The organism is Flavisolibacter ginsenosidimutans (assembly GCF_007970805.1).
Lineage (GTDB): Bacteria > Bacteroidota > Bacteroidia > Chitinophagales > Chitinophagaceae > Flavisolibacter > Flavisolibacter ginsenosidimutans.
Genome location: NZ_CP042433.1, coordinates 3,215,968 through 3,227,728 on the forward strand (window position 1 = coordinate 3,215,968; position 11,761 = coordinate 3,227,728).

Annotated in this window: 9 protein-coding genes; all 9 read left to right on the top strand. The window is 47.7% G+C overall.

The window, feature by feature from the left end; genetic code table 11:
* The first annotated feature begins 111 nt into the window (after positions 1-111).
* Positions 112-5,190: a translocation/assembly module TamB domain-containing protein gene (locus FSB75_RS13395; RefSeq protein WP_146788399.1), complete on the top strand. Its 5,079-nt coding sequence runs from the start codon at positions 112-114 to the stop codon at positions 5,188-5,190.
* The gene (gene tamL / locus FSB75_RS13400; protein WP_227990581.1) at positions 5,187-7,568 is read left to right on the top strand and encodes a translocation and assembly module lipoprotein TamL; all 2,382 of its coding nucleotides are present in this window, start codon (positions 5,187-5,189) and stop codon (positions 7,566-7,568) included. Before FSB75_RS13395 ends, tamL begins: the two co-directional genes overlap by 4 nt.
* 225 nt (positions 7,569-7,793) lie before the next feature.
* Positions 7,794-8,012 (top strand): hypothetical protein, encoded by a 219-nt coding sequence (locus tag FSB75_RS13405; RefSeq protein WP_146788402.1) that lies wholly within the window; start codon positions 7,794-7,796, stop codon positions 8,010-8,012.
* On the top strand, positions 8,002-8,337 hold the full coding sequence (locus FSB75_RS13410) for a type II toxin-antitoxin system RelE/ParE family toxin (protein WP_146788405.1): 336 nt from the start codon (positions 8,002-8,004) through the stop codon (positions 8,335-8,337). Before FSB75_RS13405 ends, FSB75_RS13410 begins: the two co-directional genes overlap by 11 nt.
* A 111-nt stretch (positions 8,338-8,448) precedes the next feature.
* The gene (locus FSB75_RS13415; protein ID WP_227990582.1) at positions 8,449-8,886 is read left to right on the top strand and encodes a 5-carboxymethyl-2-hydroxymuconate Delta-isomerase; all 438 of its coding nucleotides are present in this window, start codon (positions 8,449-8,451) and stop codon (positions 8,884-8,886) included.
* A 52-nt stretch (positions 8,887-8,938) separates the two neighbouring features.
* A complete protein-coding gene (locus tag FSB75_RS13420) occupies positions 8,939-9,274 on the top strand; it encodes a YbjQ family protein (RefSeq protein ID WP_146788408.1) in 336 nt (111 codons plus the stop codon).
* A gap of 26 nt (positions 9,275-9,300) precedes the next feature.
* A complete protein-coding gene (locus tag FSB75_RS13425; protein WP_146788411.1) occupies positions 9,301-10,422 on the top strand; it encodes a Gfo/Idh/MocA family protein in 1,122 nt (373 codons plus the stop codon).
* An 87-nt stretch (positions 10,423-10,509) separates the two neighbouring features.
* The gene (locus FSB75_RS13430; protein WP_146788415.1) at positions 10,510-11,031 is read left to right on the top strand and encodes a DUF2059 domain-containing protein; all 522 of its coding nucleotides are present in this window, start codon (positions 10,510-10,512) and stop codon (positions 11,029-11,031) included.
* 241 nt (positions 11,032-11,272) lie between these two features.
* Positions 11,273-11,749 carry a hypothetical protein gene (locus FSB75_RS13435; protein ID WP_146788418.1) on the top strand — a complete coding sequence of 159 codons (477 nt, stop codon included), beginning with the start codon at positions 11,273-11,275 and terminating at the stop codon, positions 11,747-11,749.
* Positions 11,750-11,761 lie beyond the last annotated feature (12 nt).

Sequence of the window (11,761 nt, forward strand, 5' to 3'; positions counted from 1 at the left end):
GTAAACAAGACATTCATCTGTGTAATTGATTTATCTGTCCAAGAATTCGCTCAGCTTGTTTGAGGGAATGTTATTTGCCGCATAACAAGAGCCACGCCTTAACTATCGCCCATGCAAGAAGAAAAACATCAAGCGCCCAAAACAGAAAAACCGAAGAGAAGCCTGCCTGTGCGCATTGCACGGATCGTTGCCAAGACGGTTCTGTTTCTGCTGCTGTTTGTCATTGTTGTATTCTTACTCCTTCTCACGCCGCCCGTGCAAAAGTTTCTGACGGGCAAGGTTGAAAATTACCTTCAAAACAAATTGCACACACGGGTGCAGATCGGCCGCATTTCTTTCGGCCTTTCCGGCAATGTGGCACTGCAAAACGTTTACATCGAAGACCAGACAAAAGACACTTTGATTGCCGGCGGCACCATTAAAGCCAACGTGGCTTTTCTAAAACTCCTTTCAAACGAGGTGGAAGTAAAAGGCATCGAGCTACAAAACATAACGGCAAAAATTAAACGTGCCTTGCCCGACACGGTTTTCAATTACCAGTTTGTCGTAAATGCCTTCACCAGTGGCGCCACAAAGGATACCAGCACCGGCGCACCCATGAAATTGAATGTGAGCGACGTAACGCTGGACAACGTTGCCGTCACATACAAAGACGTGATTACCGGCAATGATTTGTTTGCAAAGATTGGCTACGCCACCACAACGATTGATTCGCTTGACCCCTACACGCAAACCTTTGATTTTCCCACACTCATTCTGCGGAACAGCGTTGTGCGCATGAAACAAATGACGCCGCTCTTGCAACCCAAGCCAATGTCGCAGGATTTGAAAGAAGCGGCGACGCCTTCTCCCATGCACTTGAACTTTGGCGTACTGGACGTTTCAAAGGTTGCGATACAATACGACAACGATGTGTCGGCGATGTACGCAAACATCAACATCGGCAAATTAAAAGTTGACGGCAAGCTGTTGGATCTTCAGCACAACAAAATTTATCTGGACGAATTGGATTTGGCCAACACAACGGCTAACATTCGAATGGGCGCAAAGCAAGGTGCGCAAGTGGTGAAGCAACAAGCCAAGCAGGAAGTAGCGGCCGAAAGCACTGCGGGTTGGGATTTTAAAATAGACAAGGTTCGCTTTGACAACAACAACGTTGTTTTCAACGATGACAGCAAACCGGCACTCAACTACGGGATGGATTACAGTCACCTCAAATTTGACAGCCTCACGCTGTACGCCGACAATTTTGTCATGAACAATGATTCAACCGGCACAACAATCACGAAAGGTTCTTTCAAAGAAAAAAGTGGTTTCGTGTTGAATGAGGTTCACGGTGATTTGTTGTATGCCAATCACCAATCTTACTTAAAGAATTTGTTGATCAAAACACCGGGTACGGAATTAAAGCGCAGCCTCGTGTTGCAATACGCTTCGCTTGATGAACTGAGCAAACATTTTGAACGCACCGTGTTTGACATAGACGTAACCGATAGCCGTGTGCAGGTGAAAGACATTCTCACCTTTGCGCCGCAGCTTCGGTCGCAGCCGGCCTTGCGCAATCCGAACGACGTGTGGCACATGAACCTCGTAGCCAAAGGAACAATGGATCGCATGAATGTTGCCGACTTGAAATTTGACGGATTGCAAAACACACATCTCAATGCAAGCGGCACGTTAAGCGGCTTGACAAACCCGAACAACGCCGGCGGCAATTTTACCATCCGCCGCTTTACAACAAACCAGAACGACCTTGCCTTGTTTGCCGGTTCGAGCTTGAAATCACTGCCGCTAAGTTTGCCGCAGACCATCAATGCTTCGGGATACATCAGCGGCAATGCAGGACGATTGAATACAACGCTCAACGTAAATACAACCGACGGCAACGTGGTGCTCGATGGCAGCTTCGCCAACCTGACGAATCCAGCGGCAATGTCGTACAACGCAAGAGTGCTGGCCTCCAATCTTCAACTCGGAAAAATTTTAAAACAACAAGGGACGATTGGAAATCTAACCGGACGGTTTACCGCAACGGGCCACGGCATTACACCCAATACCATCAACACAAAATTTTCGGCGAACATCAATTCCGTTGGCTACAATCATTACAACTACCGCAACATTAACCTGAATGGCACATTGAATAAAACGGCTTTCAACGTTCACGCAAACGTGAAAGACCCGAACGCAGCGGTTACGTTAACGGCCAGCGGTGATTATGCCGGTTACGGTCCGTATAAAATTGACGGCATGATTGACAGCGTGAAAGCCGACAAGCTTGGCTTTGCATCAGAGCCGTTAATCTTCCGCGGAAAAATAGCCGGCGACATTGCCAGCATCAATCCCGATAAACTGGCCGGAAACATTTTGATTACAAAAGGCCTTGTAGTTGCAGGCACCAATCGCCTTGTGCTGGATTCAGTTTCACTTGCCGCAGGCAACGACGGCGAAACCTTCATTACGCTTAACAGCGACATTGTTCGTGCGGAGTTGCGCGGCCAGTACAAGCTCACCGATTTAGGCGATATCTTTTTGAACAACATCTCGCCGTATTGGAACACCGGCACGCCGGCAAGCAACAGGCCGTTGGCGCCGTACAACATTCGCTTTACCGCCGATTTAATTTATTCACCGGCATTGGTAGCCTTTGTTCCTGATTTGAAGAAGGCCGATAACGTTCATGCCGAAGGCACGTTGGCAACAGGGCAAGGCTTGCAGGCGACTGTTACGGCGCCTTCCATCATTTACGGAACAAACGAAATCAACAATCTAAAAGCGAATGTATTTACCGATGCCAGCGGCTTGCACGCAAGCGGAACCGTTGACCGGCTGAAAACCGGTGGTTCGTTTGACATTTACAAAACAACCATCAACGCCACGGCCATGAACAACAACATCAACTTCTCCGTGGGCATTGATGACAAAGCACAAAAACAAAAATATTTTTTAAGCGGCTTGGTTGCCATGCCTGTTAATGGTGACATGAGTTTTCATCTGAACTCCGATAGCCTGCGGTTGAATTACGAGCCTTGGACGGTAACCCCAAACAACCGTATTGTGATTGGAAAAACGGCCATCACAGCAAACGATTTTACGCTTGCGAAAGGGGCCCAACAACTCACCATTCAAAGCCTTCCGGGTAGCGGTGCATCGCAACCATTGGAAGCACGATTCACCAACTTCCGCATCGCTACCATCACGGGTTTTATTAAATCAGATTCCGTTTTGGTTGACGGTGTAATCAACGGCAACGCTACGTTCACCAACCTTATGCAACAGCCTTTGTTCACAACCGATTTAACCGTGAATGATTTAAGCCTGCGCAAAGACACGTTGGGTAATTTGAACGCGAAAGTGAGTTCCACCGGCAGCCGTTACAATGCCAACGTAACGCTTACCGGCAGAGGCAACGACCTTTCCATTACAGGCTACGCCGAACCGCAAGGCAAAGACATTGCGATGAACCTTGACCTTGCCGTTCGCCGCTTGGAGATGGGAACTTTTGAAGGTGCATTGAAAGATTTTGTGACCTCGGCATCCGGTGCTGTGAATGGCAACGTATCGCTGCGCGGCACAACGGCTGCGCCGGTGATTGACGGCAAAATCAATTTCGATAACGTAGCCGTTTCGACGCTTGCCATTGGCGGCCCGTTGCGGGTAGATAATGAATCGCTGGTGCTGGTAAGCAACAAGGGACTTGAGTTCAACAAATTTTCGGTACGCGATTCGGCCAACACGCCCATCAACATCAACGGACTTGTGGGCACAACAAACTTTATCAATTACAATTTTGATCTTACCATAAGAGGCCGGCACTTTAGAGCCATCAGTCTTTCGAAAAAACAAGGCGAGATTTATTACGGCAACCTTTTCATCACTACCAACATGCACGTTACCGGCACGGAAGCTGCACCGAAAGTGGACGGCAACCTGACGGTGGACGAAGGCACCGACTTTACCGTTGTCGTTCCGCAAACCGATCCCGGCGTCGTGTCGCGTGAAGGCGTGGTAGAGTTTGTGGACTTTGACAACCCCGGTGCGGATTCGCTCTTTCTCGCCAATTACGATTCGTTGAACAAAGCCACGGCTTTGATCGGCTACGACATTGCAACAAATCTTACCATCAAGAAAGAAGCAAAATTCAACATCGTCATTGACGAAGCCAACGGCGACTTTGTTGCGTTGCAAGGTGACGCAGCCATGACCGCGGGCATTGACCCAAGCGGCAAAGTAAACCTCACCGGCACCTACACCATTGACCAGGGCTCGTACCAGCTCACGTACAATTTTCTGCAACGAAAATTTGATATTGAAAAAGGAAGCAAGATCACCTGGAACGGCGAACCAACGGACGCTTCGCTGGATGTGAAAGCCATTTACGTTGCCAACACTGCGCCGCTTGATTTGGTGAGCAATTACATCTCGGCTTCCAACCAGGCCATTCGCAACACCTACTTGCAAAAGCTTCCCTTCCAGGTTTTCCTCGACATGCAGGGTGATTTGATGAAGCCGCAAATCACCTTTGACATTGTGTTGCCCGAAGACAAAAACTACAACGTCTCGTCGGACATTATTACCAACGTGGAAACGCGACTGGCGCAATTGCGGCAAGAACCTTCGGAGTTAAACAAACAAGTGTTTGCGCTTTTGTTGCTGAACCGTTTTGTGGGTGAGAATCCTTTTCAAAGCAGCGGCAGCGGCGGCGGCTTTGATGCGGGTGCGTTGGCAAGGCAAAGCGTCAGCAAACTGTTGACCGAACAACTGAACGGCCTTGCGCAAAATTTAATTCAGGGCGTTGACCTCAACTTCGACATTGCTTCTACCGACGATTACACGACCGGCGAACGCCGCAACCGCACGGACTTAAACGTAGGCCTGAGCAAGCGCTTGCTTAACGACCGTCTCACCGTAACCGTGGGCAGCAATTTTGAATTGGAAGGACCGCAGCAAACGGGCCAGCAGAGCAACAACATTGCGGGCAACATCGCCGTCAATTACCAGTTGAGCCGCGATGGACGCTACATGCTGCGGGCTTACCGCAAGAATGACTATTTCGGTGTGGTTGACGGCTACATCATCGAAACCGGATTGCGCTTCATCATCACCCTTGATTACGACCGTTTCGCGGATCTGTTCCGCAAACGGAAGAGAGTCGTTAACAGAGATAACCAAAAAGAACCCAATCCATGAGGAAGCAATTGGCAATGCCCAACGAACAATATGCAATGAACAACAAACAATGTACAACAAACAACAGGAGACGTGCACCCGGCAAGTACGCATTGCCGATTTCTAATTGCCGTTTGCTTATTGCTCATTGCACATTGCTCATTTTTCTTGCGGCTTGCAGCGCTACGAAACACATACCCGAAGGCGATGCCTTGTACACCGGAGCAAACGTGAAATTGAACGCAGAAAACACAAGCAAGCAAGAAAAAAAAGTGTTGCTCGAAGACTTAACGGGACTTACGCGGCCCCGGCCAAACGGACGTTTCCTCGGCATTCCGTTTAAGCTTTTGCTTTGGAATTTCTTTTACACCACAAAAACAAAAGGCCTCAAACACAATCTTCAGCAACGCCTGGGCGAACCGCCCGTTTTGGCCAGCAGTGTTAGCCTTAGCGCCAACACCACGCTTCTGCAAAATCACTTACAGAACAAAGGTTTTTTTGGTGCAACGGTAAGCGCCGATTCTACCTGGAAAAAGAAAAAAGCAAGCGTTACTTATACGGCCAACGCCGGTCCGCAATACCACATCGCCTCGGTAACATTTTCAAAAGACACCACGCCGCTGTCAGCGGTCATTGACACCATCAGTAAAAACACCTTGTTGAAAGTGGGTGCGCCGTATGACCTTGATCTGATCAAAGGCGAACGCGAACGCATTGACGCCCTGGTGAAAGAAAGAGGCTATTATTATTTCAGCCCCGAATACCTGTTGGTGCAAGTGGACAGTACCTATGCAAAAGATTACAAAGTAGGAATGCGGGTAGTGGTAAAGCCCACCACGCCGGCGCAAGCCCAGGAGTCTTACCGCATCAACAATGTTTACGTCTACAGCAATTATAGCCTGAACAGTGCCCGAAGAGATACGGCGCACAGCGAAGGGCAATTGTACGAAGGCTTTCACATCATTGATCCGTTGGGAAAATTCAAACCCAAGCTGTTTACCAACGTGATGACCTTTCATCCCGGAGATGTGTACAACCGCACTAACCACAACAAAACCTTACAAAGGCTGATGAATCTGAACGTGTTCAAATTTGTAAAAAACCGTTTTGAAAAAGTAGCCACCGACACGCCAAAGCTTAACGCCTACTACTACCTGACTCCGTATCCGGAGAAAGCGCTGCGGGCCGAAATTGGCGCCGAAACAAGAAGCAACAACATGAACGGCAGCGAAATCACGCTGGGCTTTACGCACCGCAACGCCTTCCGTGCCGGTGAGCAAATGGACCTTAAGGTATACGCGGGCACCGAAGCACAATTCGCGGGTTCCTTCTCGGGTGTGAGTACGTTTCGGCTTGGCGGCGAAATCAATTTTGCCATTCCGCGTTTTGTGGTGCCTTTCTTTCACATGAAGAGCAAGAGCGCCTACGTGCCGCGAACCAACATTCAATTGGGCTATGAACAACTTACGCGAAGTGGCCTTTACTCGCTCAACAGCTTTCACGGCGGCCTGGGTTATTTGTGGAAAGAGTCTCCCGTGAAATCGCACGAGCTTTACCCCATCGCCATCACCTATGCGCAACCGCGCAACGTCAACGACTCGTTTCAAAAATTGGTGGACACAAACTTTGTGTACCGCCACATCATTGACAAGCAGTTTATTCTTGGTTCAACTTACCAACTGAACATTAACCAGCAGGCGGCGGGTTTTCAAAAAATCAATTCGTTTTACTTTAACCTGCTCGGCGATATTTCCGGCAACCTTGCGGGGCTGGTGGTGCCCGGTAAGAAATTGTTCAACATACCCTTTGCGCAATACATAAAAGTAGAGGCCGACGGTCGTTATTACCGCAAACTGGGCTTGAGCAATACGTGGGCCAACCGCATCATTTTGGGCTATGGATTGCCTTACGGCAACTCAAGGCAATTGCCCTACATCAAGCAATACTTCTCGGGCGGCAACAACAGTTTGCGCGGCTTCCGAAGCCGCACCGTAGGCCCGGGTTCTTACCTGGCGTTGCCAACCTCGCAAGGTTACATTCCCGATCAAACCGGTGATTTAAAATTGGAACTGAACACCGAACTGCGGCCGAAAATTTCGGGTCCTTTGTACGGCGCTGTGTTTGTGGATGCCGGCAACATTTGGCTGGCCAACAACGACTCCACAAGGCCCGGTGCCACGTTCGGGAAAGACTTCCTGAAACAGTTGGCAATGGATGCCGGTGTCGGCATCCGGCTGGATATTCAATTATTCGTCATTCGCCTGGACCTTGCCTTCCCGATACGCAAGCCCTGGCAAACACCGGGCAACCGCTGGGTGCTGAACGACGTACGGTTTGGCGATCCAACCTGGCGAAGAGACAACCTGGTTTTCAACTTGGCCATTGGTTATCCGTTCTAAAGCTTTCGTGTTTTGTTTGATTGATAAGAGCACTTCCGAAAGGGAGTGCTTTTTGTTTTTGTTGCGTCGCACTCTTCTGCGTTCAGAACTCTTTACCGCAATGAGTTTCCTTGTTCAGTTTTCGATTGATTTTTAATTAAGTTTGGAACAAGAATATGCGGCAATACAACTTTGTGCGTCACCTTTTAGCGGCTATTTTTTAGGTAAAACTTGTAAATTTGGAATATGAAAATTGCACTTCAATACGTGAATGATCTAAACGGCAATACCCAAGCGGTGCAGTTGCCTTTGAATGAGTGGGAGAAAGTACTGAACAAGCTCAAAAAATATGAGCAAACCTTAAAACTTCGCTCCGATCTAAGAGAAGCCTTTGACCAAGTTGCTATTCTCAAAAAGCAAAAAGGACAAAAGCAAACACTAAACGATTTTTTGAATGAGCTTTAGTGTTATTCCATCAGATAAGTTCAAAAAAGAAGCAAAGAGACTTTCCAAAAAATATGCATCCTTAAAAGAGGAACTGACAGAACTGAATAATACGTTGTCAAACACTCCAGAGACTGGAACGCCATTAGGCAGCGATACCTATAAAATCCGACTCGCTATTAAAAGCAAAGGAAAGGGAAAAAGAGGTGGTGGGCGGGTTATCACATATGTAATGAAAGCTAACAAAGAAGTTTATTTGTTGACTATTTATGACAAGTCTGAGTTTGAAAATATAGACGATAGAAGTCTAAAAAATATCATTCAGTCCCTAAACTTGGAAGACTAAGGCGAACGTACAACATAGCATTTGTAAAAAGCATGGCCGAAGGGCTACCTTTCACCGACAAATCATTAATCAACAACAAAGCGAAATTGAAGCTTAGGTAAGTCTAATTCCATGCCTTCACAAATGCTTTGGACGTTAGAAGGAACCCTCTCTCTAAAAGAAAAACAAATCATGCCTCATTTCATCATTGATTGTTCCGAAAACGTACTCACGCAACGAACACCCGAAGAAATGATGCAAGCGGTTTATGATGTTGCGGAATCCACAGCTTTGTTCGCACAAAACGACATCAAGGTTCGCCTCAATCCTTACACGTTCTACAAGCTGGGCGAAAACAAAAAAGATTTCATTCACGTTTTCGCACACATTATGCAAGGCCGGAGCACCGAACAAAAAGCAACGCTTTCGCGAAAGACGATTGAACGATTAAACGAGTTGTTTCCGAACCTTTCCATTCTCTCCATGAACGTGCAGGAATTTGACGCCTCCACTTATTGCAATAAATCGCTCATTCATCCGCAGAATACAACCGGCAATCGCCATTTTTAGGAATGTTCTTTCCTTCATCCGAACTTTAATCATTCAGGTTTAAAACTTTTGCATGAACGAACAAATCTTCGTTACAACCAGCACGTCGCTGGAAGGCTACCGCGTTACAAAACAATTGGGACTGGTTCGCGGCATTACCGTACGTTCGAGAAGCATCTTGGGTAACCTGGCCGGTGGCTTCATGACGATCTTCGGCGGCAAGAGCGCCATTTACACACAGCTTTGCGAACAAACCCGCGAGGACGCTTTGCAACTGATGATCAAACACGGCCGCGATTTAGGCGCCAATGCTATTATTAACATGCGCTACGATGCCAACGAAGTAATGAGCGGCCTTACCGAAGTATTGGCTTACGGAACGGCCGTTGTGGTGGAGAAAGAAAGTTAACGCTCAACCCTCTTTAATAACAAACCATGAAAAAATTTTCGCGCCGTCACTTTTTGCAAAGCGCCAGTGCCGCAGTTGGCGTGAGTGCCGTTGGCGCGGCCTTGCCGTCGTTTACAACGGCCTGTAAAAACAAAAACACAGTGTACGATGGCAAGAAGTTAAACATTGCCCTTGTTGGTTTGGGACGTTACGCCGGTTATCTTGCCGAAGGCTTGCAGGAAGCGCAGTATTGCCGTCTGGCCGGCATTGTTACCGGCACGCCGTCAAAAGCCGTTGACTGGAAAAAACGTTACAACATTCCCGACGCAAACGTTTACAACTATCAAAACTTTGACGGCATTAAGAACAACAAAGACATTGATGTTGTTTATATCGTCTTGCCCAATTCGATGCACAAAGAGTTTGCGATAAGAACAGCACGAGCTGGCAAGCACGTCATCGTCGAAAAGCCCATGGCCATCACCGCTGCCGACTGCGAAGAGATGATTGACGCCTGCAAAAAAGCCGGCGTGCAAATGGCGATTGGTTATCGTTTGCACTACGAACCGTACAACATGGAAATGAAACGGCTGGGGCAGGAAAAAGTTTTTGGGCAAGTACGATTGGTGGAAGCGTCGCTTGGTTACAAAACCGGCGACCCAAACGAATGGCGCCTGAAGAAAGCACTTGCCGGCGGCGGCCCGTTAATGAACGTGGGCATTTATTGCGTGCAGGCAAGTCGCTACATCACGGGCGAAGAGCCGCTTTCGGTTACGGCACAATTTGGCCCCATCACCGATGCGAATTTGTTTAAAGAAGTAGAAGCGTCCGTTACGTGGCAAGCCGATTTTCCTTCGGGTGCATTGGCCAATTGCACAAGTACTTACAACTGCGGCATTGACCGCCTGTACGCTTCGGCGGAGAACGGGAGTTTTGAATTGAGTCCGGCCATCAGTTACGGCCCGTTCCGTGGCAAAACAAGCAAAGGCGAATTGCATTTTCCCGAAACAAATCAACAGGCGGTTCAGTGCGACGAGATAGCGAAAGTGTTGTTGGCCGGAAAGCAATTGCCTTCGCACATTACCGGCGAGGAAGGCTTGAAAGACATCAAGGTTATGCAAGCCATTTACGAAGCGGCATGCACGGGCAAAAAAGTTTCGATTGCATAATGCGGCGCATTGTGTGCTTCTTCTTGCGTAATTCTACAAACAATCTTCTCTGTCGCTGCTATTACACAAATAACTTATCTTCTGCACATGAAAAAACTGCTTTTGTTTTTTTTAGCACCAATGATTTTCGTTCACATTGCGCTGGCGCAAACAAACGATACGGCCATGCATACGCAAGGCTTTGCGGCGATTGAAAGAATTACCAAAGAAGTCAGCACCTACAAGCCCGACACAACGTCGCCGCCGGCAGATAAGATCACGCAAAAAATTATTGAATTGCGAAAACTGCGCGGTGGTTTTAATGTAAACGAAGCCATTGCATTCAAGCTGGAAGAAGACCGGCAAAAAGGCGAAACACCTGCCGATGTGCAAAAAAAATTTGCTGACTTTTTCACCACCGGCAGCGGCAAACGCTGGCTTGACAACGCCACCATCTGGCTTTACCGCAACCGTTTTTCTTACGCCGAATTAAAACAGCTTGTGAAGTTTTACAAGACCAGTGCCGGTCAAAAAATGGCCGCCGATTTTCCAATTATTATGTTGGAATCTTTAGCCGCTGCGCAAATGCTGAAAGATTCATTTGAAAAAGAATTGAAGGCTGCACATTAAATCCCTTAAACCATCACGGTCTTTATCATTTTCCGTTTCCAAGAAACATCACTAAGTCAAAAGCATTACTCCTTCGGGTTATTGCCGTTCTTCACCAGACTGCCTATATTTACTTTGTCCTTTTGATGACGATAAATTAATCTTCTCCCGGGAATAAAAGGGTTTGAAAACTGCAACCGTTCTTTTAACTGCAAAGAACCAAGCGTTACACCATCATTTTTAAACCATAAAACCTTTTATCATGACAATGAGTATTCCCGCCTTCCACGTATCGGACATCAGCAAAGTCAAAGGCACCGGCGACGTATTCATTCAAAGCCGGCAAGACGTGGCACACGCCGGCATCTTCACTGTAAATATTGACGTGCATTTTGATCCCGTTCCGGATTTGTATCCAGTGATCGTCGGCACGTTCACCATCCGTGTAGATTTAAGCGATAGCGCAAAAGGCGTATTCGTTGCGACTTCTGTTGACCTGATTAATTCCTTTGGCAAGCACAATCCCACCGTTTTTCTTACCGGCAAGTGCAACGCCGACGTTTCGCCAAATGCACGCGGTTGCCGTTATTGGCTTTTGATTGCCAACAACAGAACACCCAACCAACCGCAGGGCACACCGGATGTTGTGAGCTTTGCCGTTCACGATAATAACGGCAACCGCATTGCTTACGGAACGGGGCCGTTAAAGTCGGGCGACTTTGATGTAATGCCGAAGTAAACTGTCCTAAAA